The sequence below is a fragment of the Streptomyces sp. ADI95-16 genome, from assembly GCF_003721495.1.
In the GTDB taxonomy this organism is placed as follows: domain Bacteria; phylum Actinomycetota; class Actinomycetes; order Streptomycetales; family Streptomycetaceae; genus Streptomyces; species Streptomyces goshikiensis.
The window spans coordinates 7,047,357-7,069,430 of record NZ_CP033581.1 but is presented as its reverse complement, the minus strand read 5'-3'; the positions used below and the strand labels follow the sequence as shown (position 1 = coordinate 7,069,430).

The window sequence follows — 22,074 nt, the reverse complement described above, 5'->3', positions numbered from 1 at the left end:
GACTGACGTGCGGCCTCGCCGTGGCATTGCCCGGATCGAGTAGCGGCCGCAGGGGGGGAGGGGTGATGTTCGTTGTGCAGTCACCGATGGCGGACGGTCCACCGGTGGGACGTGAAGCGCAGAGCGCGCGGCTCTCCCAGGTCCTGGACGGGTTGGAGCGCGGCCGGGGGGTTGTGGTCGAGATAGCCGGTGAACCGGGAGCCGGCAAGACGCAGTTGGCCTGCTGGCTGGCGGAGCAGGCCGGGCGGCGCGGGCTTCCGGTGATCTGGGCCCGCGCGCCCCGCTCGGGCGAGGGCCCGTTCCGGGTCTTCCGCGACGCCGCAGGGCGGACCGGGGCGGCCGAGGCGTCCGAGGCGTCCGACCCGGCCACCTGGTACGAGCTGATCCGGCAGCGGGCCGCCGGTGGCGTGCTGTTAGTCGACGAGCTGCACCGGGCCGATCCGTCCTCGCTGGAGCTGGCGCTCCGGCTGATCCGCTCCCTCTCGTCCTCCGCTCCTTCCCCCTCTCCCTTCGTGCTGGTTCTGGCGCACCGGCCCCGGCAAAGTCCGCCGGCCCTGTTGGAGGCTCTTGACCTGGGCGTACGGACGGCTGGGATCGTCCGGGTGGAGGCCGGCCCGATGGACGTGGCGGCGGTGGCGGCCCTGCTCGACCGCTGGCGCCGGCCGGTCCCAGTGGTGGGGTACGGGGCCGGGGCGCCGGACGCGGCCATGGCCCCCGCGGATGCGCTCCCGGGCGGGACGGGGGCCTCCGCGGCGGTCCTGCACGCCGCGTCGAAGGGACTTCCGGGGTACCTGCGGCTGCTGGTCGCGGCAGGCTTCGATGCCGGGCTGTGGCCGGACCGGGCGGGCGGGGACGAGGACTGTCTGCTGCGTGAGGCGGCGCCGCTGCTCGCCGAGCTCGGCGCGCTGAGCGGACCGGCCCGGGCCGCCGCGCGGGCGGCGGCCGTGCTGGGCGGGACGTTCCGGCCGGCGGACGCCGCCCGGATCGCCGGGCTCGGCGCGCGGGACGGCCTGGCGGCGTGCGCGGAGCTGGTCCGCGCGGACCTGGTGCGTCCGGCGGGCCACGGCCAGCGGCTGGCGTTCCGTCATCCGGTCGTCGGGCAGGTCGCCCACGCCGACTGCGAGCTGCCCTTCTTGCTGGACGCCCACCGGCGGGCCTTGCGGATGGCCGCCGAGCGGGGCGCCCCGGCCGTGGAGCGGGCCCGGCACGCCGAGCACCTGGTGCACACCGATGGGGCCGCCGCGGCTCGCGTCCTCGCCGAAGGGGCCGCGGAGGCGGTCACCCGGGCACCCGCGATCGCGGCCCGCTGGCTGCGGCTCGCCCTGGACGCGCTGCCCGCCCGTGGCCGGGAGGTCGAGGAGCGGGCTGCCTGGGAGCTCGCGCACTGCCGGGCGCTCATCGCCTCCGGACACCTCCGGGAGGCCCGCGCCCTCGCCCATGACCTCCTCGCCGAGGGCGGCCCCCGGCCTGCTGACCCCCGGCCTGCCGGGCGGGCCGGCGGCGGGGGCGCGCGGCTGACCCCGCGGCTGCTGCTGCGGGCGTACGCGGTCTGCGCCGACGCGGAGCGGCTGCTGTGCCGCTACGAGGAGGCGGAGGCCATCGCCCGCACCGGGATGGCGCTGCTGCCCCGGCCGCTGCCCGCCGTGCTGTCCCCCGAGGCCACCGAGCTGATCTACGAGTACGGGCTGGTGCACGTCCTGCGCGGCACCCACGACCGGATCCGGCCGCTGCTGCGGGAGGCCGCCCGGGCGCGGACCGAGGCCGGGCCCTCCGCCTCGGCGGCCCTGGGCGTCCTCATCGCCTTCTGCGACGTCTTCTCCGGCGACATCGCGCGGGGAGCGCCCGAAGTGACCCGCTGCGCCGCGCTGGTGGACGCGTTGCCGGACGGGGTGGCCGGCCACACCCCGGACGTCCTCGCCCTCCTCGGCTGCGCGGAGCTGTACCTGGAGCGGTTCCCGGACGCCCGCCGCCACCTCCAGCGGGGTCTGGACGCCGCGACCGGCGGGACGCAGAAGCACATCCGCGCCCACCAGCTGCTGGGTCTGACCATGATCGACCAGTGGGCCGGCCGGCTCGACGAGGCGGAGCGCCGGGCCGCCGAGGCGGAGGAACTGGCCCGCGCGGTCGGCGCGCCCGACGTGGTGACGCTGGCGACGGCGATGCGCGCCATGACGCTGGTCTGGGCCCGGGGGCGGCGGTACGCCGGCGAGGCGGTCGCGCTCGCGGCGCGGGCGGTGGACGTCGCGGCTCTCGGCCGGGGCTGGTGGGCCACTTCCGCGATCAGCCTGCTGGCGCACGCGCAGCTGCTCGGCGGGGACGCCACCGGCTGCCTGCGGACGCTGCTGGACGGCGGGGGCGGTGCTGGCCTACCGCAGGTGCAGCCCGCCTTCCGGCCCTCGCTCCTCGCCCTGATGGCGACCGCCGCGCTGGCCGGCGGGGACGACGTGGGCGCCGAGGGGTTGCTCGCCGACGCGGAGGCGGACGCCGGCCGGCTCGGTCTGCCGTTGCAGTGGGCGTGCGTCCACCGGGCCGGCGCCCAGCTGCGGTCGGCACGCGGGGAGCACGCCGGGGCGCTGGAGCTGTTCGAGCGGGCCGCGGAGGGCTTCCGTGGTGGAGGCCTGCCCGTGCAGCACGCGTGGACGCTCATCGCCGCGGCACCGGCGACCGCGGTGGTACGCGGTCCGGGCGCCGCGCTGGACGTTCTGGCGCGGGCCGAGTCTTTGGCCCGGTCCTGCGGGGCGGCCCTGGCCGTGGAGGAAGCGGAACGTGTTCGCGGCCGGCTCTCCGCGGACACTGGGCCGGGCCTCGGCGCCCACCCGAGCGCGGCCCCCCGGGTCGCAGATCGCCCGTCCTCCGACCCTCGGGCCGTGGATCTCTGGTCCGCGCTGAGCGAGCGCGAACGGGAGGTCGCCGATCTGGCCGCCGCGGGACTGCGCTCCCGGCAGATCGCCGAACGCCTCTTCCTCAGCCACCGCACCGTCGATTCCCATCTGGGCAGCGCCTACCGCAAGTTGGGCGTCTCCTCGCGCACCGCCCTGGCCCGTGCACTGGGCCCGGCCGTCCCCGCCTAGATTTCGTGTTGGACGGGGTTCGAAGGCGCCCGTGGTCCACCTGCTGTGTCGAGGTGAGGCGACCAGGATGCGGAAAACAGGGGCCGGGTCGGGCGCCCCCGGCACACAACGGGTGTCGGACCGCGCCGCCGCCTTACTCCGGCCAGTCCAGGCAGAGTTCGTACAGCTCCCCCGCCAGGTAGCGCCGCGCGTGGGTGCGCATCCGCCGGCCGTAGCGCGGATCCCCGACCAGCGCGGAATAGCCGTTCCCCGAAAAGCCGATCACCCCGGCGGTGTCCGCCAGGTAGACGTCCAGCCCGGGGTACATCAACTCGATGCACGGCAGGTCGTCCACGTCGAGCGCGAACACCGGGTACTCGCCGTACGCGTCGGGTTCGCCGGTGGCCAGCACGCGCCGGGAGTCCGATCCGCCGGGCAGCAGGAAGCACTCGTCGAAGCGCTCCGACAGCGCCCCGAACGGCGCGCCCCAGCCCTCACCGAGGGCCAGCACGGCCAGCTCGCCGAGCGGCACGGGCGCGAACTCCCAGGACCGAACCGACTCCTCGGCCGGCCGGAACCAGCCGGAGCGGCGCAGCAGGCTGCTGTCGTACGCCAGCCAACGCCGCAGGCTGGGCGGCAGCGGCCGCCCGCTGGGGAAGACCGCCCCGTCGAGCACCTCGCTGGGCACCGGCTCCGGCTCCCCGTCGACCCACGGCCCCACGAACCGGTTGTAGTCGAGGACGAGCCGGTGCGGGTCGGCCTCCACGGCGGCGATGGCGCGTTCGGTGAGCGCGATCCCGTGGTCGGCGGCGGTTGGCGATGTCACGGGTCCTGGCAGCCCTTCCAGAAGCGCCGGACCAAGCATCCGGTCAACACGACCCTAAGACCCGACACCGACACCCGGCCCGCCCAGCCGGACGGCGGCGCGGGCAAGTCCCGAACGCGGTCGACGTGCCTTCGGCGCAGGAGCCCACAAGTGCATCGGCAAGGATCTCGCCTTCGCGGAGATCGCTGCTGCCGTGGCGGTCATCTGTCAGCGATGGCGCCTCCGCCCCGTACCAGGAATCCGCACCTGCGAGGTCATCCGGATCTTCGTATATCCAGACCAACTACCCATGCCCGCCAAACCCCGGATCTGAAAACGCCCCTGGATCTCCCAGACCACGGCCACCTCAACGGGCTGCCTCCGCGGCCTGGGACGGATACAACGAGTGGCGCCACCCCCTCCGCAGCCATGCCTCAGAAACGAGGCCTCGCCCATGGCTTTGGCGCGCTGCTCCTGCGTCGATGCGCGTCCGAAGTGGACTGGAGTCGCTTGAACTCCGATACCAGCAAGGACTCCCACCCCATTGGGGCACCTCCCCATCGCCTTGGCCAGCCGACCCCAAGGAATCGCGTGTCGGCCCGCAACGACGCGGCATCGCTCCGGATGCTATGTCCAGGCGTTGACACACGTTCAGGTCAGTGACGCCAGCTACTTCGCATCCTCTGCCCGAAGGGTGCCAGTTCCGATGGCGCCCCGGAGGACGTGGGCGATCTCCTCGGGCATGAGGTCGATGCCGTCGAGCCCCTCCACGGTCAGCGGGATCTCCTCCAGCGCGTATTCGCCGCGGCCCTCGGCACTGAACTCGGGACCAGTGCGGTCCTCGAAGGACCAGGTGGCGATGCGGGCGAGGTAAAAGAGCTGGCGTTCGTCGTCGGACTCCATCGTGTGGAGGAGCCGGACGATGTCGGCCTTCCCCGCGATCTCCTCGTGGATCTCCCGGTGGAGAGCGGCCTCCCGGGACTCGTCGCTGGGCTCGACGCCCCCGCCGGGGAGCACCCAGTACTCGGGGATGTCAGGCTTGGTGCGGCGGATGACCAGCATCGTGTCTTCAGAGGTGACGAGGACGGCGCGGACTCGTTCTTTCATTTCGGTCTCTCTCCTTGCTTGATGTTGGTCTCAGTGCATCAGCCAGCCGCCGTCGACGTGGACGGATTGGCCAATGATGAGGGAGGCGGAGGGGCCCACGAGGAAGGCCACCAGGGCCGCGACGTCTTCGGGGCGACCACGGCGAGGGGCGCACTGGCGCTTGATCTGGTCCTCCGGGCGCGCGAGGTGCTGGGCGGGGATGGCGTTCTCGGCCTCGACCTGGATGGCGCCGGGCATGACCGTGTTGACGCAGTCGCCGTACGGGCCCAGTTCGCGGGCGAGGGAGCGGAACAGGCCCAGCAGCCCGGCCTTCGCGGTGCTGTACGCGACGAGATTCGCCCGGCCGGCGCGGGCGTTGACGCTGCCGATGTTCACGATCCGGCCCCAGCGGCGTTTGATCATGCCGGGGGTCACGGCGTGGCAGGTGCGGTAGTGGGCGGTGAGGTTCACGTCGAGAGAGTAGTTCCAGGCCGCCTCGTCGGTGTCCTGCCAGGGGACGCGGGGGTAGGAACCGGCGTTGTTCACCAGGATGCCGGGGCTGCCGTCTCGCTCGGAGGCGACGAGGAGAGTATGGGAGTCGGGGTCCCTGGCCGAGGCCGAAACATCCCCCAGCCGGCATTGAGGCCCCCACTGACACTGCCTCAGGGCGAACCACCGACTCGTCGCGGACGGCTTCTGCATGTTGAGATCCCTTGGCCAAGGCCCACCTTCTGGAGCGCCCCAGCGGTACCCGTCGCGTCAGAAGCGATCGCAGATCGGGGTGGTGGGTGTGAGCGGGTGCATCGAGGAGCAAGAGCGGATCGGACAACGGGTCCGGCGTCAGCGGCTCTCGGTCGAGATGACTCAGGCCGACCTTGCCGCCGCAGTGGGACGGACTCAGGGTTGGGTATCCAGGCTGGAGAAGGGCCGGATCGAGCTGGACCGGGCGGGTCTAATCAACGCCGTGGCCGCCGCGCTCCACTGTCATCCGAACACCTTGATCGAGCGCCCGTATTCAGGTGGGGGAGCCGAGACCAAGTGGCAGGTCTCCGCGGCCTCCATCATCCGGGAGCTGCGCCGCTACGACCTGGTTCCTGTCTTTGACGGCACCCCCCGGCCGTCCGAGGTGCTGTGGCACGACATGAAGCGCCTGCTCCGCCTGCGCGACGCTGCGGCGAACGCGGCCGTATTGAAGGAGCTGCCGGACATGCTGCGCGAGGCCCGCGCCCTCGCTGAGGCGTCCACCGGCCACGAACGTGAAGAGGCGTTCGCGATCTATGCGGTGGCTTGCAAGTTCGCCCACACGGCGGCCCATGCCCTCGGGCATCCCGAGCTGGTTGCCATGGCCTGCGAACGGACCACCTGGTCCGCGCAGCTCTCAGGTGACCCGGTGATGCCGGCGATGGCGCTGTGGATGCGCATGTGGGACACGTGGGCATCGGCCGACTGGGACGACGCCCTCGCCCTCGGTGACAAGGCCCTCGCCGGCATCGAAGCCGAGTACGAGGCCGGCGACCCCCTCGCTCTGCGCATGTGGGGCGCCCTGCACCTGCGGGCCGCGATCTCGTCCGCGCGCGGCGGGAACGCCGCCGGGTCCGATGAGCGGCTCGCGCTGGCCCGTACGGCGGGCGAGCGGGTCAACTCCTACGTCGGGCCCGAGATCCACGACCGGCACTCCGTCACGTTCAGCCTCGGCAACGTCGTCATCCACGGAGTCAGCGCCCCCTTGGAGATGAGTGACCAGACGAAGGCGCTCCGGCTCAACCGCGAGGCGGACCCCGCGCACATCGCGGTCCTGCCGAATTCCCGGCTCGGTCACCACCACATGGACCTTGCCCGCGCGTGGCTGTGGGACGGCAACCGCGACCAGGCCCTGACCGAACTGGAGACCGCCGAACGGATCGCTCCCCAACTGGTCCGCAATCACCCTGTCGCACGTGCGACTCTGCGGAAGATCACCTACGCGGAGCGGGCTGCTACTTCATCCCCGAAGCCGTCTTCTTGCGCCCCGAGGGCGGCGGCATCGAATGGGTCGTCGCCGACCACCAGGGCACCGGCACGGCACGGCACGGACGACGCCCTGTGCCTCTGGCAGCCGTACGATCCTGAGGAGCAGCGGTGGACCAGCTCGAACAGGTCAACCAGACCACCAAGACCTACGGCCGCCTCAGGCACCGCAAGCCCACCGACTACCGCGACGTCCCACTCCCGGCCCGCATCCGCGAAACCATCGAGTGGTACGCCGACAAACACGGCACGGTCGACGGCTACCTCATCCGCCACCCCATGGACCCCACCAAGCCGTACCTCGCCTACTACCTCCGAGCGGGCGACAGCGAGGACGGCGAACTTGCACTCCTCCTGACTGCTGGCTGGACACGAGACTCTAGATTGCCGGCCGCGTCGTGAACCGAGCCGGCAACGGATACTGCCGCGAGGGCAAGACCGACGCCCGTGACGCCTTCGTGATCGCCGACGAGGTCGGCATTCGCAGGGACCGCAGGCTCATGCGGTCGGCCGATGAGGCCCTTTGGGCTGGAGATCCTCAACCATCCGCCGCACCGACCTCGTCCGCTACCGCCCCCGGGCCATCGATCGCCTGCGCTCCGCACTGGCAGGAAAGTCTTGCGGCAATGGCGCCTGCCTGACTGAACCAACCATTTCAATGAGGTTTACAGGCGTCCTGCAACAGCGTGACCTCTCCATCAGGACGGGTAGGTCGTGGCTGAGCCCCCTCGCCGGTCGGAAGGGGGCTCAGGCCTGTTCGTTCAGCAGGACGCGGGCGGGATGCTCTGCTCGTACTTGAAGGCATTACGGGGGTCGTACTCCGCCTTGATCTTGCGCAGTCGGTCGAAGTTCGATCCCCAGTAGGCGGTCTCCCAGTCCTGCATGCCGATGTTCGGCACGTTGACGTAGGCACCGTCTACGTAGGGGCGCAGCGCCTGGCTGAATTCGGCGATCCAAGCCTGGGCCTGCGGGGTGAGCGGGTCGCAGACGCCCGGCTGGTCGGAGCGGGTCCCCCAGCCGGCGCCGGGCTCGGAGTAGAAGAGCGCGTCGCGGTGCGGGAACGCCGTGCCGCCGCGGGGGCTCTTCCTGACCGCCCCGCCGAACGCCTGCACGAAGAAGTTGCTGTCGTCCGTGGGCGCGTCCCGCATGAACGAGGAGATCACATCGATCGCCTTCCTCGGGAACGGCTTTCTGGTGAACTGCGAGAAGAACTTCCAGTTCGCGGGTTCGTCCGCGGTCGGGATCTGGAAGCCCGCGTACACGTCGCCCCAGTTCCCTACCTGCACCGACACCTGAGGGCTGTCGACCGACAGGATCGGGGCCAGCAGCTTCTTCGCCTCCGCGGGTGTTCCTTCCGCCAGGACCGCAAACAGCAGGATCTGGTTCCGGTGAATTTCGAGCTGGGTGCCGAGGCGGTCGTCGGTGTACGGCGCAGTACGCTGATAGGCGTCGAAGAGCCTGGGCAGGTCGCCGATTCCGTCCCAAGTGGCCTGCAAATACGTGACGCTCCTCAGTGGGGCCACTTTGTAGGTGAGTGAGGTGACGATCCCGAAGTTGCCGTTCCCGGCTCCGCGCAGCGCCCAGAGCAGGTCCGGATTGGTGTGCAGATCGGCCTTGACCACCTTGGCGCACTCGGTGCCTTCCGCAACGACGACCTCGGCACCGATCAGGCTGTCGCAGGCCATGCCGATCCAGCGGGTGAGGAAGCCGAGACCGCCGCCGAGCGTCGCCCCGGCCAGGCCCACGCTGCCTTCGGTCCCGGTCGTCACCGCGAAGTTCTGCTCCGCGAGCGTGGTCACCGCTTCCAGCTGGTTGAGTCCGGCGCCGACCGTCGCGACACGGGCGGCGCTGTCGATGCGGACCGACTTCAGCTCGCTGATGTCGATCACGAGGCCGTTGTCGATGTTCGACCAGCCCTCAGTGTTGTGGCGGCCGCTGCGGACCCGTAGCGCGACGTCGTTCTGCCGTGCCCATGTAAGGGCGTTGACCACGTCCTGGGTGTTCTGGGCGAAGACGATGACCAGCGGATAGCGAGAGATGAGCTGGTCCCAGCCGAGGCGGGCGTCCGTGTACCCGGCGTCGTCGGGGCGGACGATGCGGCCGGTCAGCTTCGCCGGCGGGCAGTTCGGTTTCGCGGACGCCTCGTTCACGGCGCTCGCGCCGTGGGCCTCGGTGGCCGCGAAGCCCTGCGCGACGCCCGCACCGACACCGGCGGCCGCCGTCGCCTTGAGCACTTTACGACGGGAAAAGTCGTTCATGGTCCGTTTCCTCTCGGCCACCAGCGGGCGCGAATTATTCACTTGCGGGCGATTTGGGCGAAGCGGACAGTAGCAAGGGTGACCGCGGTGGACTGCATCGACACACTCGCAACCACGGCCGAAACGACCCAACGGCCGTAGCCCAGGCACGAACCCGGTGTGCTTGGTTGGTGATACGACCACCCCGGCCGGCCAACCCACTTGCGTCTCGGCTGCCAGCTCCTTCAGGCAGCCGTGGGCGTTCGACCGAGACCCGGCTGCCCAGCAGGCCGGAGAATCACCTCGATTGCGCCCTGGGCGAGCCTCCGGGCCGCTCCCGGGCAGGTTGGGAATGCACCCGCCCCGCGGGTTCGCGGACCCCTTCGGCCGAGAGGCTGCCGACAGCCCCTGTGGTGGCCGAGCTTGCCGCGGTGGGCCTGGCTGAGTCGGGCGTCGAGGGTAGGCGCTCCTCACCCACCTCCCCCGGTGGTTCGGCCCCGTCACACCCCGCCCCGACAGTTACCACGCACCTCGACTGGTGGCCTGGGACATCAGCGTTGACCGGCCCTGGCTCGCGGTGGAATGCGCGTTGGATGGCACGCCCGAACCAGCACCGAATCTAGGAGCCTTCATGCGACAGCAAGGGATCCTGCATGGGGCGAGTCTGCTCGCGGTCGCGTGCCAGTTCGTGGAGGGCCTGCACCGGGCTCACCGGAACGGGCTGGGTCCAGCGCACAGCTCCGGCCCCGCCGCGCTGCCCTACGTTGGCGGCCCGGGCGGACCATGGCCAGATCCACGCGGCCAGGGACACCTCCAAGCCGCTGCCGCTCCGGAGGACGGCCTGGAAGGCTCACCGATTCGACGGCGCGGGCTTCGATGCCACTCTGTTGGGGGCCCAACCAGCCAGACCATGTCCGCAAACGCCCTACGGGGCTTGATCCATGGAGTGGGCACCCCCTCGACACTCGACGAGGCATGGCCCCAACCGAGCGACAGCGGCGGCTTCGACTCCGCGCTTTGTCGACTGTCCATAACGCTGCACACGAACTTCCGCGACACACCGACAGCAAGCCGCGGTCCCGAACGAGAGCCCACCTGGAGCTGCCCGCGGCAGCCGAAGAGCCCTGGACCAGGCCCCTCGGCACGACGCTCCTCTGCCGGGAGGCGCGCCCGGACTCTCTCCCTCGACATCTAACTACTACTCAGTAGAGTCGGCAACGGGTCAGCGTTCGTCCGACCAGACCTGACCTGACCTGACCTGACCACAGCCTGTTTCACATGAGACTCAACCTCAAGATCGGGAGAAGCCCCCAGAGGCCTCGCAGACATACGACGGACCTTCAGAAGCGGAGCGACAGCGCGGCCACTACCCTGATTTCACCCTCAGGACATACACGCAGTTCAGCGCACTCTTCCCCTGGGCTTCAGGCGAGTTGGAGGGAGTTCCGGGGCCGGAATCGGAGCACCGTCGTAGCCCTTCACCTCGCCGAATCGGGACCCGTTCATCCAGTCCTCGCGGGCCTGCGCGATATCCTCTTGGGACCGTCCGATCCAGTTCCAGAACATCACGATCTCCTCCTCGAACGGCTCGCCGCCCAGGAGCATCAGGCTCGCGTCCGAGGTTGCCCTGAGGGGGAGTTCGGTGCGGCCGCAGCCCAGGTAGAGCATCGAGCCGGGCAGGACCGGGACGTCGTCGACGTGGGCCTCGCCCGACATCGACAGGACCGCGTACTCGAAGTCCGGGTCGAGCGGGAGCCGGGTTTCGGTGCCCGACGCGAGGGTCAGGTCCGCGCCCACGATCGGGCTGTACGCGGTGCCCGGCGAGGTCGCCGTGTCCAGGGTGCCCAGGATGACCGTCGCCGTCAGACCCGGAGCCGTCACGTGCGGCAGCTCCGCGTGGTGCTGGAAGTGGGGCTCCACGTCGCGGTGGGCGTCGGGGAGGGCCACCCACAGCTGGGCGCCGTGCAAGAAGCGGGCGTGCGGACGCGGGCTCTCCTCCGAGTGGCTGATGCCGCGGCCGGAGGTCATCAGGCCCAGCTCGCGCGGGCGCACCGTCGCGAGGCTGCCCACGCTGTCGCGGTGCAGGACCTCGCCCTCGTGGAGCCAGCTCACGGTCTGGAGCCCCGCGTGCGGGTGCGGCGCGACCTGCATGCCGGGCTCGTCGGCGATGTCGTCGGGGCCGTAGTGGTCCACGAAGCACCAGGCGCCCACCATGCGGCGGCCCAGGTTCGGCAGGAGTCGGCGGACCTCGGTGGACTCACCGAGCTTGACCGTGCGCGGGCTCAGCAGCTCCCGCACGGGCTCGGCCACGACGAAGCCGCGGCCGCCGCAGGTGGAGAGCGCGGGCTGGTGTTCGAGATTGCTCATACCGCACAACTTAGTACCGGGGGCCGGTTCCGTTGCGTGGAATGTCCGGGCGGGCGGCCGTGTTGGAGGCAGCGGACACACCACCCGAACGGCGGAAGGGACGCCATGAACACGCCGACGGCGTACTACGAGCAGGGCACCGCGGCAGAGCGCTGGGAGCGGGGCCGGCTCTTCTTCGAGGCGAAGGAGTACACGGCCGCCGCCCGCGTCCTGGACTCGCTGGCCGGCGAGGCCCCCGAGCAGCTCGCGCCCCGGCTGCTGCTGGCCCGCGCCTACTACCACTCCGCGCAGCTCACCCGCGCCGAGGGCGAGCTGCGCGCCATCCTGGAGCGCTGGCCGGTGGAGGACTACGCGCAGCTGATGCTCGGCCGGACCCTGGAGCGCCAGGGCCGGGCCGCCGAGGCCGCCCGGTACCTGCGCATCGCCGCCGCCATGGCCGGGGAGTTTCCCGAGGACGAGGGCTGAGCGGCGCCACCCGGGCCGTTCGTGCGTGGCCGGGCCCCGCCCTCGGTTAGCCTGGGGACACGATGAACCGTCTGACCACGCCTTTCGGCTCCTACGAGCTCACCCGCTTCCCCGAGGACCCGCGCGACCGGCTCCGCGCCTGGGACGCCGCCGACGAGTACCTCCTGCACCACCTCGACTCCGGTACGGGGGACCGCGGGCCGGTGGACCTGGCCGGCCGGCAGATCACCGTACTCGGGGACAGATGGGGAGCGCTCACGACGGCGCTCGCCGCCCACCACCCGACGCAGATCACCGACTCCTCGCTGACCCGGTCCGCCACCGCGGCGAACCTGGACCGCGCCGGGATCGGGACCTCCAAGCGCACGGTGACGCTGCTGACCACGCAGGACGCCCCGCCGGAGCGGATCGACGTGCTCCTGGTTCGGGTGCCCAAGAGCCTGGCTCTGCTGGAGGACCAGCTGTACCGGCTGGCCCCGCACGTGCACGCGGGCACCGTGATCGTGGGCACCGGCATGGTCAAGGAGATCCACACCTCCACGCTGCGCCTGTTCGAGCGGATCCTGGGCCCGACCAAGACCTCGCTGGCCGAGAAGAAGGCCCGGCTGATCTTCTGTACGCCGGGCTCCCCCGCCGCCGCCCGCCCGGCGGCCGCGGATCCCTGGCCGCTGACGTACACGGCGGACGAGGACGCCGGCTCGGGCGCGGGCCTGACCGTGGTCAACCACGCCGGGATCTTCTGCGCCGACCGGCTCGACGTCGGCACCCGCTTCTTCCTGCAGAGCATCCCGACCAACACCGACGGTGCCCGGGTCGTGGACCTGGGCTGCGGCAACGGCATCGTGGGCACGGCGGTCGCGGTCGCCGACCCGAACGCCGAGGTGGTGTTCACGGACGAGTCGTACCAGGCGGTCGCCTCGGCGAAGGCCACCTTCCGCGCGAACGTCACGCACGAGCGGGAGCGGGCCGACTTCCTCGTCGGTGACGGCGTGGCCATGCTGGACCCCGGTTCGGTGGACCTGGTCCTGTGCAACCCGCCGTTCCACTCGCACCAGGCGACGACGGACGCGACGGCGCTGCGGATGTTCGCCCAGTCCCGCAAGGTGCTGCGGCAGAGCGGCGAGCTGTGGGTCGTGGCCAACCGCCACATGGGCTACCACACGCACCTGAAGCGGCTGTTCGGGAACTGCGAAGTCGCGGCGAGCGAGCCGAAGTTCGTGGTGTTGCGGGCCGTCAAGCGGGAGCAGCGCCAGCGGTCCATGTGACCTGCCGGTACGTCCTACACTCGGCCGCGTGGGCAGCCAGGTGGAACAGGACGCAAGCAGCGGCTCCGGGCGCTACCGCCGGGAGGACGTGGCGCGGGCGGCGGGCGTCAAGGTCCGCAACCTGCGCTACTACCAGGAGCGCGGGCTGCTGCCGCCGCCGCGTCGCGAGGGCCGGATCGCCTGGTACTCCGACGAGCACCTGGCCCGGCTGCGGCTGATCAGCGAGCTGCTGGGGCGGGGCTACACCGTCAACGGCATCGCCGAGCTGCTGCGCGCCTGGGAAGAGGGCGGCGGCCTGTCCCAACTGCTGGGGCTGGAGCGGGAGATGACCCGCGACTGGATCCAGGAGGACCCGGTCACCATGACCCGGGCCGAGCTGCGGGAGCTGTTCGGCCCGACGGCGACCGCCGAGGACACCCGGCGGGCGGCCGAGCTGGGTTACGTACGGATCGACGGGGACCGGATCACGCACCGGAGCCGGCGGCTGCTGGAGGCGACGCTGGCGCTGGTGCGCCAGGGGGTGCCGCTCGCGGAGATCCTGGACGCGGGGGACTTCGTACAGGCGCAGGCCGCCGCACTCGCGGACCGGTTCGTCGGATTGTTCCGGCGGCATGTGATCGGCGCGGAGGGGCTGGAGGGACTTTCGGCCATGGAGCTGGATCACATCTCCTCGGCGGTGGCGGCGCTGCGGCCGGTGGCCGGCGAGGTCGTGGCCACCGAATTCGCACGGGCGATGGGGCAGCGGGTGGAGGCGGAGGTCGCCGAACTGCTGCGCGGGGAGCGGTGACCCGCGAGTAGGAGTCGGCCGAAAAGCAGCGCTCGCACAACCTTGCCAACCACCATTGGCACTCTTACATTCAACTCGTCGGTAACAACGGTGCACAGCCGATATAAGGGACGATCTCATGGCAGATTCCCCGCACTTATCAGGCGAGTTGTCCACACCCGAAAGCGGAGCCGGCGGTGTTCGATGGCGCCGGTTCGCCCTTCTGGCCGTACCCGCCATCGCGGTGACCGCGGGCCTCGGCATCGCCCTCGCGCAGGGGGCACTGGCCGCCTCGTTCGCCGTTTCCGGGCAGCAGTTCAAAGTGTCGGCCAGCAGCCTGGAGGGCGAGGGCTTCGCCCAGTACGGCAGCGTGGACGTCAACGCCCGTGACGAGCTCATCCCGGTGGCGGTCACCGCCATCCGGGAGGCCAAGCTCCACGACCTGTGCCAGTCGGTGGTCACCACGCTCCCGGTGATCGGTGACATCTCGCTCAACCTCACCGCCGGCGGCAAGACGCCGGTCGAGGCGAGCAACCTGTTCGTCGACGCGACGCAGCTCTCCGGCGACGCGGTCTTCAGCAACATCGAGATCGCGCGCGACGCCTCCACCCTCGACAAGGGGCCGGCCGAGGCGCAGGGCATGCAGGACCTGTTCGCCCAGCAGGCGGACACCGTCAGCATCACCGGTCTCCACCAGACGGCGTGGGCGACCAACGCCGGAACCTTCAAGCTCTCCGGGCTGAGCATGAACATCAGCAAGGGCAAGAAGGAATGCTTCTGAGCCGCCGCCGGTCGCGGTCGCGGTCCGAGTCGCGGTCGCAGTCCGAGTCGCGGTCGCAGTCGCGGTCCGAGTCGCGGTCCCGGTCCTGGTCCTGGCAGCGCTGGAGGCGGTGGCGGCGCAGCAGGCCGTTCTGGGGCGGGCTCCTCACCCTCCTCTCCGGGGCCTGGATCTGCGTCCTCCCGCTGGCACCGTTGAAGATCATGCTCCAGCAGGGCGTGGCGGGGATCCCGTCCGTCCTGATGGGAGCCGTCATGATCGTGCTCGGCCTCACCGGCTGGTTCGCTCCCCCGCAACGCGTCCTGGCCGGGATCCTCACCACCCTCATCGCGACCGCCGCGCTGGTCCTGTCGAACCTCGGCGGGTTCCTGATCGGCACCCTGCTCGGCATCTTCGGCGGCGGCCTGATGTTCGCGTGGCAGCCGTACGCGGACCGCCGCACCGGGAACCGACCCGGCGGGAACCAGACCGCAGGGGACCGGACCGCCGGAGGCTCCGCCTCGCCCCCGGCCGACGGCGAGCCCCGCACCCCCACCCCCACGCCCACCCCGCACCACGATCCCCAAGGAGCACAGCCATGAGCCGTACGCGCACCGCGCTCGCCCTCGGGATGGCCGCGGCCGGAGCCCTGTCGCTGGCCTCGGTCACCGCCACCGCCACTCCGTTACCGCAGGCCGGGTCGACCACCGTCACCCCGGCCGGGCATTCCTTCAAGGCCACCCTGAGCGGGAAGGCCACCCTCAAGGCCGGTTCGGTGACGGTGACCTGCAACGTCTCCGTCTCCACCGGAACCGTCCCGGCGGCCCCCGGCAACCAGAACCCGGCCGGGGCGGTGTCCTCACCGATCTCGCCGCCCACGTACAGCTCCTGTGGCTCCAGCATTCCGGGCGTCACCCCGACCGTGACGACGAGCGGCGCCTGGACGGTGTCGATGCAGAACGGCTCCCCGATCACCGCCACGATGACGGTGCCGGTGGGCGGCCTCGTCGTCCACACGACCGGCCTGGCCACCTGTACGGTCACCGCCGCCCCCACCGCCCCGGGCGCGGTCGGCGGCACCTGGGTCAACGGCGCCCCGCCGAGCCTGACCTTCACGAACGCCTCCGTCCCCGTCCAGGTCACCGGCACCTTCGGCTGCCCGACGAGCGCGACCTCCTCCACCTTCAACGCCGTCTACAAGGTCACCGACACCACCGACCCGACGCAGCAGATCACCGTCGGCCCCTGACCCACCCCGCACCACCGGGCCCGCCGCCCCCACCCACCCGGGGCGGCGGGCCCGCGCGCGTACGCGACGGCCGTGGCGGCCGCGCCGGGTGGGGAAAATGCGTTGCGCGCCGGGAGGGGGCGGAGGAGGGTCGGGGGATGTCGCAAAGCACCGCTGAACCGCAGGCCGCAGACCGTACGACGCAGCGAGGGGTCGGTGACCTCTTCTCCTCCGACGGGCGGCTCATCGCCATCCCCCGCAGGGCCGCCCGCCGCGAGCAGTTGCTCGCGCACCTCACCGAAACCCTGTTCGCGCGGGACCGCGACTACACCGAGCCGGAGGTCAACGACGCGCTGCGCGCCGTGCACGAGGACTGCTCGGCGCTGCGGCGCTACCTGATCACCTCGGGCCTCCTCACCCGGACCCGGGACGGCAGCAGCTACCGGCGGGCCACGATCACCTCGTAACGGATCGTCAGCCACCCTTCTTCGCGCAGCACTTCCGCGGCCCGGCCGGCGTCTGCTCAGCCAGGGCCCATACGGCCGGAGCGGCCTGCGCGGAACCGGATCAGGGCCCACCCCGCCAGGGTCAGGGCGGCGGCGGTCCCGGCGAGGGACAGCGCGGTGGTGCCGGTGGACGCGAGGGAGCCGTGCGGGGCGGGAGCGGGCGCCGGACCGGCCGCCGGCGGCTGCCCTCCGGTGCCTCCGGTGCCTCCGACGACCGCGCCGGGCGCCGCCGTGGAGCCGGCCGGGGCGGGAACGGGTGAGGCGGCGGGAGACGTCGCCGAACCGGGACCGGCCGGCGTACCGGCGGAAGCCCCCGGCGACGGGGCCGACGCGGACGGATCCGGCGAAGGCGAGGGGTGCGAGGACGGGTCCGGCGAGGGCTCAGGCGCTACGAACCGCTCCAGGCGGGTGATCGTCCCCTGCGCGGGGCTGCTCACCAGCACCACCTCCGCCCCGGGCTGCACGGCAAGGCTCGCCACCCCCAACTGGACGTGATTGCCCGGAAGTACGACGGGTCGTACGAGCTCGGTCAGATCGGCGGACCGGTGCACGGTCAGCGTGCCGTCGTTGTCGCTGCCCGGCAGCGAGGGGTCCCCGGCGTCCTGCCAGACCACGAACGCCTGCCCGGTCACGGAGTCGAACCGCGCCGCGCGGGGCAGGTCCTTGCCGCTCAGAGCCCCGAGCCGGGTGCTGGTGGCCGCGTACACGACGACCGAGTCGTCCAGCCCCACCCACACGGCGCCGGTCTGCGGATCCACCTCGGTGAACCCGCCGAAGCCCTCGCCCGCCGGGAGTTCCACGGTCGCCACGACCGCCAGCCGCTCCGTATCGACCTTGTACAGGCGGCGGTTGGCGAAGTCCGTGAACCACACCGTCTTGCGCGCGGCGTCCACCGCGAAGGAGTCGCCGCCCTCCAGGGTGAGCGAGCGCCGTACCGCCGCCGTGGCGAGGTCCACCTCCACCAGCACCGGCCCCTGCGCCACCAGTGCGGTGCCGGGGCCGGTGCCCGGGCCGAGGTCGGTGACCGTCGCGCCCGCCACCCAGGCCCCGGCGGCCGTCTCGTCGCCGGTCCTGGCCGTGCCGATGCCGCGCAGCGGGTAGCCGAACACGACGCCGTCACCCGGGAGCGCGGCGCCGATCCGGGTGACGGCGCGGCGGCCGAGGGCGCCCGTGGGGCCCGGGATCCGGGTGACGGTGCTGCGTACGGAGCCGTCGGCGGGGTTCAGGACGTACAGCCCGCCTTCGTTGACGTCGGCGGTGTCCGCCAGGTCCTCGGAGCCGACGTACAGGTTCTTCGACTCGGGGTGCAGCAGCAGGTCACGGGGTTTGCCGGCGGTGGTGAAACGTCCCGCCTCCCGATAGGTGACGGCGCCGGGCGCGGCCTGCGGTGACGGCGCCGCCGGTTCCGCTCCGGCGCCACCGGCCGTGACGGCCACGATCAGCGCGGCGGCGGTGGCAGTGGTGAACACGAGCGCTCCGGTGACGCGCGGGGCGTGGGGTTTCATGACTTCCTCGCGAGGACGGACGGCGGGCGGCTGCGGGCAGGGCAAGGGCGGAACGGGGCTAGGGCCTGTCTTTTGGATCAGGCCGGATCAGGGAGCGGGGCCTGGTGCGTGCGATCGCAAGGCGGAGGAGGGAGCCAACGCGGAGCGTTGGCGACCGACGACAACGCGGCGAGCGTGCGTGCCAGACCCCGCGAGCCCGGCATGATCCGAAAGACAGGCCCTAGTTGAAGGCCACCGGGACGTGGACGTCGTACTTGCGGTTGCCCGAGTTGAAGTGGTCCGCGCGGGTGACGACCGCGCACTCGACCGTCTCGCCGCATATCTGGCCGTTGCCGAGGTCGGCCTTGACGTGGATCGTCACGCTGAAGGTGCCGCCCGCGCCGAAGCGCGAGGTGTTGGGCAGGGTGCCGCCCAGGACGTTGGAGACCCAGTGCGAGGCGCCGGTGGTGCCCGCCTGGTCCGAACCGCCGAGGCAGGGCGTCGGCTTGGCGGAGCCCGGCGCTCCGCTGACCGCGCACAGACTCACGTAGATGCCCTGCCCGGTGTTGTAGCCGCTGCCGGTGACCGTGATGTTCTCGCCGGCCGCGGCGGCGGTGCCGGGTGCGGTGAGGCTGAGCTGGTAGGTGGTCCCGCCGTCGGTGACGGTACGGGTGGAAGTGGCGGCGGAGGCGGAACCGGCCACGCCGAGCGCGAGCGCGACGGCCGCGGTGGCGGCGAAGGCGGCGCGGGCCACGAGGCGGGCGGCGGTGCGGGGCGTACGGGGCAGGTGGGCGGCGCGCATGGGAAGACACCTCTCCGATGGGGAAGCTCGATCAACTTAGGCAAGGCTAACCTAAGCGTGATCTTCGCTGAACCCCGCGCCGTCACCGCGGCCGGATACCGGCGCCCGCTGCCGGGCGCCGCGTGGATCGCCGTCGGGCACCCTGGGCGCCACACAGCTGGGCCACACAGCGGCTTCGCGCGGCACGCGACGCCCCGAAGGCCCGCCGAGGCGCGCGTCCCCCGCCCCCGCGATATGGCCGAAACCCCCACCACCACCCACCCGGCAACCGCCCCAGCTCCGCACCCCACCCGCCCACGAGCGGGACGCCGAGGCCCGCCCGAGCCCAGCGGCCCGGGAACCCGCCGGCACGCCGCGGAAATCCGGCGGCCCCGGGACCGGGCGGCCCGGCAGCCCGCCCCGCGGTCCGGCGACGCCGCGAACAGCCACCCCGCCGCCCCGCCGCCCCCGCGCCCACGCCCGCGCCGCGGAACCGGCGGCTCGTCTACCCCCGGTACGCCTCCAGCAGCCTGAGCCAGATCTCGCTCACCGTCGGGAACGACGGCACCGCGTGCCACAGCCGCGCGATCGGGACCTCCCCCGCCACCGCGATCGTCGCCGCGTGCACCAGCTCGGCCGCGCCCGGCCCCACGAAGGTCACGCCGAGCAGGACCTCGCGGTCCAGGTCCACGACCATCCGGGCCCGCCCCCGGTACCCGTCGGCGTACAGCCCCGCGCCGGACACCTTGCCGAGGTCGTAGTCCACCGCCCGCACCCGGTACCCGGCCCGCCCCGCCCCGGCCAGGGTCAGTCCCACGGCAGCCGCCTCCGGGTCGGTGAACACCGCCTGCGGAAGCGCCTCCGTATCGGCGGTCGCCACGTGCGCTCCCCAGCGCGAGGTGTCGAGCTCGCCGGACCCCGCCGCGCGCGCGGCGATGACGGCGCCCGTGATCCGGGCCTGGTACTTGCCCTGATGGGTGAGCAGCGCCCGGTGGTTGACGTCGCCCACCGCGTACAGCCAGTCGTGCCCCGGCACCCGGCAGCTGTCGTCGACCGCGATCCAGTCCCCCGGCTTCAGGCCGACCGTCTCCAGCCCGATGTCCTCGGTGCGCGGCGCCCGGCCCGTCGCCATCAGCAGCTCGTCGCCCTCCAGCGTCTCGCCGCCCTGCAGCACCACCTGAACGGGCCCGGTCGAGCCGTCCCGTACGACCGCCTCCACCGAGACCCCCGTACGGACCACCGCGCCGGCCTCGCGCAGCGCCTCGGCGACCAGCTCGCCCGCGAAGGGCTCCATCCGCGGCAGCAGCCCGGAGTCCCGCGCGAGCACGGTGACCTGCGAGCCGAGGCCCTGCCAGGCGGTGGCCATCTCGGCGGCCACCACCGAACCGCCGACGATGAGCAGCCGCCCCGGAACCTCCCGGGCGGACGTCGCCTCGCGGCTGGTCCAGGGCCGGGCCCCGGCGATCCCGGGCACGTCCGGGATCACGGCCCGGCTGCCGGTGCAGACGACCACCGCGTGCCGGGCGGACAGTACGTGGTGCTCCCCCTCGGGGCTGGTGACCGCGACCTTCCGGGACCCGTAGAGCCGTCCGTGTCCCCGGTAGAGGTGGACGCCGATCGAGCCGAGCCAGTCGAGCTGGCCGTCGTCGTTCCAGTCGTTGGTCCAGTAGTCGCGGTGCGCGAACACCGCGGCGGTGTCCAGCGGGCCCCCGACGGCCCCCGCGAGGCCGGGAACCCGGCGCCCGTCCGCCCGCGCGAGCACGGGGCGCAGCAGGGCCTTGCTCGGCACGCAGGCCCAGTACGAGCACTCCCCGCCCACGAGCTCGCCCTCCACGAGGGCGGTGCTGAGCCCGGCGGCGCGGGTCCGGTCGGCGACGTTCTCGCCGACCGGGCCCCCGCCGAGCACTACGACGTCGTACTCCACGGCTTCCGACATAGACACCTTCCAAGGGTTCCAAGAGGTCCACCAGGACCCGCAGGAATCCCGGTCAGGGGCTCATATCCCGTCACTGTACGTGGGGTCTGTGAGACACGCGGGAGATGACGGGCGGCCCCGGCGTGGTGCGGCGACGACTCAGCCGGGGCATTGATCCGATCCGGAACTCTTCTTTTCAAGGAGTCCAGACTTATGCGCGACGCTACACACGAGCCCGGCGCGGACACCCGCGGCCTGCTCCAGCAGATCGCTGCCCAGCCGGCCGTCGAGACGGCCATGATCCGCAGCCGGTCCGCCGCCAAGCTCCGACAGGCCGCCGGCGGTGGCCAGTGACCGCGGCCCGCACTGTCACGGTGCCCACCATCGACGCCGGGTCGGTCACCCTCCCCGAACCGCCCTGGTGCGCCGGCCACGCCGACGAGCACCCCGGGTACCGGGTGGATATCCACCACTCGGTACCCGTGCCCGTCCCCGACGGTCTCATCGACCTGCACGCCGAGCTCGTCGGCTTCCCATTCGGCACCGTCCCCGTGCCCGCCAGCATCTACATCGAGATCATCGAGCCCGGCGCGACACTGGACCCCTCCGGTCTGCGGGAGTTCGCAGCCGCGCTCGTGACACACGCGGCCCTGATCCGCGGCCTCGCCGACCGGCTGACAACGCTCCGCGCGGGAGGTGCCTGGTGACCACCCGTATCGACGCAGACCGGCGATGAGCTGGCCGTTGGGGCCGCGCAGTTCGTGAACGCACTTTTGGGGGTCGAAGGCGACGCCTCCGACCCCCGGGTGAGATTTCCGCTCTCCAGCGGATCGACAAACAGCCTCTGATCTGTGAAGAAGCCGGATCCGTTAGAACACGGCTTCGGTCATACGGACCAGTGTCACCGCAGGCCGGGCGCCGTGTCGCGCAATCTCAGGCCTCCGGCGTGCCGGACCCGGGCTCGCCGGCCGATGCCGCCTTGTCCTGCTCGGCGGCGATCTTGGCGCGGATCTCGTCCATGTCGAGAGCGCGGGCCTGGCCGATCAGGTCCGTCAGCGCGGCCTCGGGCAGGGCGCCGGGCTGCGCGAAGATGGCCACCTGGTCCCGGATGATCATCAGGGTGGGGATCGAGGTGATGTCGAAGGCGGCGGCCAGCTCCTGCTGGGCCTCCGTGTCCACCTTGGCGAAGACCAGGTCCGGGTTGGCGGTCGCGGCCTTCTCGTAGACGGGGGCGAACTGCAGGCAGGGCCTGCACCACCCGGCCCAGAAGTCGATCAGCACGAACGGGTTCTCGCTGACCGTCTGGTCGAAGTTCTCCTTGGTGAGCTCGACTGTTGCCACGGTTCTCCAGACCT

Annotated in this window: 20 protein-coding genes and 1 pseudogene; 12 read left to right on the top strand and 9 right to left on the bottom strand. The window is 72.0% G+C overall.

Annotated features, from left to right (window positions below; all coding sequences use genetic code 11):
* Positions 1–104: 104 nt before the first annotated feature.
* On the top strand, positions 105–3,071 hold the full coding sequence (locus EES41_RS31350; protein WP_164495992.1) for a LuxR C-terminal-related transcriptional regulator: 2,967 nt from the start codon (positions 105–107) through the stop codon (positions 3,069–3,071).
* A gap of 133 nt (positions 3,072–3,204) precedes the next feature.
* On the opposite strand, the gene EES41_RS31345 is transcribed toward EES41_RS31350, so the two are convergent.
* Complete coding sequence (locus tag EES41_RS31345) at positions 3,205–3,876, bottom strand: hypothetical protein (protein ID WP_254211629.1); 672 nt, start codon at positions 3,874–3,876, stop codon at positions 3,205–3,207.
* Positions 3,877–4,030: 154 nt separating this feature from the next.
* Here EES41_RS31345 and EES41_RS31340 point away from each other — a divergent pair, with 154 nt between their 5' ends.
* On the top strand, positions 4,031–4,189 hold the full coding sequence (locus tag EES41_RS31340; protein ID WP_123081324.1) for a hypothetical protein: 159 nt from the start codon (positions 4,031–4,033) through the stop codon (positions 4,187–4,189).
* Between the two features lie 335 nt (positions 4,190–4,524).
* Here the strand turns inward: EES41_RS31340 and EES41_RS31335 are convergent, their stop codons facing one another.
* Positions 4,525–4,962 (bottom strand): NUDIX domain-containing protein, encoded by a 438-nt coding sequence (locus tag EES41_RS31335; protein WP_123081323.1) that lies wholly within the window; start codon positions 4,960–4,962, stop codon positions 4,525–4,527.
* 30 nt (positions 4,963–4,992) lie between these two features.
* Entirely contained in the window at positions 4,993–5,643 is a 651-nt protein-coding gene (locus tag EES41_RS31330; RefSeq protein ID WP_123081322.1) for an SDR family NAD(P)-dependent oxidoreductase, read from the bottom strand.
* 88 nt (positions 5,644–5,731) lie between these two features.
* Here EES41_RS31330 and EES41_RS31325 point away from each other — a divergent pair.
* Positions 5,732–6,922 (top strand): annotated as a pseudogene (locus EES41_RS31325) (helix-turn-helix domain-containing protein); the annotation flags it as partial.
* Between the two features lie 787 nt (positions 6,923–7,709).
* On the opposite strand, the gene EES41_RS31315 reads toward EES41_RS31325, so the two are convergent.
* Both EES41_RS31315 and EES41_RS31310 read right to left on the bottom strand, forming a co-directional pair.
* Positions 7,710–9,206 (bottom strand): FAD-binding oxidoreductase, encoded by a 1,497-nt coding sequence (locus tag EES41_RS31315; RefSeq protein WP_123081321.1) that lies wholly within the window; start codon positions 9,204–9,206, stop codon positions 7,710–7,712.
* 1,380 nt (positions 9,207–10,586) lie between these two features.
* On the bottom strand, positions 10,587–11,552 hold the full coding sequence (locus EES41_RS31310) for a pirin family protein (RefSeq protein WP_123081320.1): 966 nt from the start codon (positions 11,550–11,552) through the stop codon (positions 10,587–10,589).
* A gap of 105 nt (positions 11,553–11,657) precedes the next feature.
* On the opposite strand from EES41_RS31310, the gene EES41_RS31305 reads away from it, so the two are divergent.
* From EES41_RS31305 to EES41_RS31270, 7 genes are all read left to right on the top strand, one after another.
* Positions 11,658–12,017: a tetratricopeptide repeat protein gene (locus EES41_RS31305; protein WP_008741949.1), complete on the top strand. Its 360-nt coding sequence runs from the start codon at positions 11,658–11,660 to the stop codon at positions 12,015–12,017.
* A gap of 62 nt (positions 12,018–12,079) precedes the next feature.
* Positions 12,080–13,282 (top strand): methyltransferase, encoded by a 1,203-nt coding sequence (locus EES41_RS31300; protein WP_164495991.1) that lies wholly within the window; start codon positions 12,080–12,082, stop codon positions 13,280–13,282.
* A 28-nt stretch (positions 13,283–13,310) separates the two neighbouring features.
* Complete coding sequence (locus EES41_RS31295) at positions 13,311–14,069, top strand: MerR family transcriptional regulator (protein WP_254211627.1); 759 nt, start codon at positions 13,311–13,313, stop codon at positions 14,067–14,069.
* A 148-nt stretch (positions 14,070–14,217) separates the two neighbouring features.
* On the top strand, positions 14,218–14,829 hold the full coding sequence (locus tag EES41_RS31290) for a DUF6230 family protein (RefSeq protein WP_123081319.1): 612 nt from the start codon (positions 14,218–14,220) through the stop codon (positions 14,827–14,829).
* Entirely contained in the window at positions 14,820–15,407 is a 588-nt protein-coding gene (locus EES41_RS43235; RefSeq protein WP_254211626.1) for a DUF6114 domain-containing protein, read from the top strand. The genes EES41_RS31290 and EES41_RS43235 overlap by 10 nt, the downstream gene beginning before the upstream one ends.
* Entirely contained in the window at positions 15,404–16,054 is a 651-nt protein-coding gene (locus EES41_RS31275) for a hypothetical protein (protein ID WP_123081318.1), read from the top strand. The genes EES41_RS43235 and EES41_RS31275 overlap by 4 nt, the downstream gene beginning before the upstream one ends.
* 137 nt (positions 16,055–16,191) lie before the next feature.
* Positions 16,192–16,500 carry a DUF2087 domain-containing protein gene (locus tag EES41_RS31270; RefSeq protein WP_123081317.1) on the top strand — a complete coding sequence of 103 codons (309 nt, stop codon included), beginning with the start codon at positions 16,192–16,194 and terminating at the stop codon, positions 16,498–16,500.
* Positions 16,501–16,556: 56 nt separating this feature from the next.
* On the opposite strand, the gene EES41_RS31265 is transcribed toward EES41_RS31270, so the two are convergent.
* The 3 genes from EES41_RS31265 to EES41_RS31255 all read right to left on the bottom strand — a co-directional run bounded on the left by EES41_RS31265 (position 16,557) and on the right by EES41_RS31255 (position 20,740).
* On the bottom strand, positions 16,557–18,044 hold the full coding sequence (locus EES41_RS31265) for a YncE family protein (protein ID WP_123081316.1): 1,488 nt from the start codon (positions 18,042–18,044) through the stop codon (positions 16,557–16,559).
* Between the two features lie 220 nt (positions 18,045–18,264).
* Positions 18,265–18,825, bottom strand: a complete 561-nt coding sequence (locus EES41_RS31260; protein ID WP_123081315.1) for a hypothetical protein — start codon at positions 18,823–18,825, stop codon at positions 18,265–18,267.
* Positions 18,826–19,309: 484 nt separating this feature from the next.
* Complete coding sequence (locus tag EES41_RS31255) at positions 19,310–20,740, bottom strand: NAD(P)/FAD-dependent oxidoreductase (RefSeq protein ID WP_123081314.1); 1,431 nt, start codon at positions 20,738–20,740, stop codon at positions 19,310–19,312.
* A 192-nt stretch (positions 20,741–20,932) separates the two neighbouring features.
* Between EES41_RS31255 and EES41_RS41660 the strand changes: the two genes are divergently transcribed.
* A complete protein-coding gene (locus EES41_RS41660) occupies positions 20,933–21,073 on the top strand; it encodes a hypothetical protein (protein ID WP_164495990.1) in 141 nt (46 codons plus the stop codon).
* A 20-nt stretch (positions 21,074–21,093) separates the two neighbouring features.
* Positions 21,094–21,426, top strand: coding sequence for a hypothetical protein (locus EES41_RS31250; protein ID WP_164495989.1), 333 nt, complete (start codon positions 21,094–21,096; stop codon positions 21,424–21,426).
* 226 nt (positions 21,427–21,652) lie between these two features.
* Here EES41_RS31250 and EES41_RS31245 read toward each other — a convergent pair whose 3' ends face one another.
* A complete protein-coding gene (locus tag EES41_RS31245; protein WP_123081312.1) occupies positions 21,653–22,060 on the bottom strand; it encodes a co-chaperone YbbN in 408 nt (135 codons plus the stop codon).
* Positions 22,061–22,074 lie beyond the last annotated feature (14 nt).

Bases quoted from the DNA above. Each gene is read 5' to 3' on its own strand.
- EES41_RS31300 (WP_164495991.1), top strand. From the start codon at position 12,080: ATGAACCGTCTGACCACGCCTTTCGGCTCCTACGAGCTCACCCGCTTC.
- EES41_RS31255 (WP_123081314.1), bottom strand. From the start codon at position 20,740: ATGTCGGAAGCCGTGGAGTACGACGTCGTAGTGCTCGGCGGGGGCCCG.
- EES41_RS31305 (WP_008741949.1), top strand. From the start codon at position 11,658: ATGAACACGCCGACGGCGTACTACGAGCAGGGCACCGCGGCAGAGCGC.
- EES41_RS43235 (WP_254211626.1), top strand. From the start codon at position 14,820: ATGCTTCTGAGCCGCCGCCGGTCGCGGTCGCGGTCCGAGTCGCGGTCG.
- EES41_RS41660 (WP_164495990.1), top strand. From the start codon at position 20,933: ATGCGCGACGCTACACACGAGCCCGGCGCGGACACCCGCGGCCTGCTC.
- EES41_RS31310 (WP_123081320.1), bottom strand. From the start codon at position 11,552: ATGAGCAATCTCGAACACCAGCCCGCGCTCTCCACCTGCGGCGGCCGC.
- EES41_RS31260 (WP_123081315.1), bottom strand. From the start codon at position 18,825: ATGCGCGCCGCCCACCTGCCCCGTACGCCCCGCACCGCCGCCCGCCTC.
- EES41_RS31270 (WP_123081317.1), top strand. From the start codon at position 16,192: ATGTCGCAAAGCACCGCTGAACCGCAGGCCGCAGACCGTACGACGCAG.
- EES41_RS31330 (WP_123081322.1), bottom strand. From the start codon at position 5,643: ATGCAGAAGCCGTCCGCGACGAGTCGGTGGTTCGCCCTGAGGCAGTGT.
- EES41_RS31335 (WP_123081323.1), bottom strand. From the start codon at position 4,962: ATGAAAGAACGAGTCCGCGCCGTCCTCGTCACCTCTGAAGACACGATG.
- EES41_RS31315 (WP_123081321.1), bottom strand. From the start codon at position 9,206: ATGAACGACTTTTCCCGTCGTAAAGTGCTCAAGGCGACGGCGGCCGCC.
- EES41_RS31275 (WP_123081318.1), top strand. From the start codon at position 15,404: ATGAGCCGTACGCGCACCGCGCTCGCCCTCGGGATGGCCGCGGCCGGA.
- EES41_RS31265 (WP_123081316.1), bottom strand. From the start codon at position 18,044: ATGAAACCCCACGCCCCGCGCGTCACCGGAGCGCTCGTGTTCACCACT.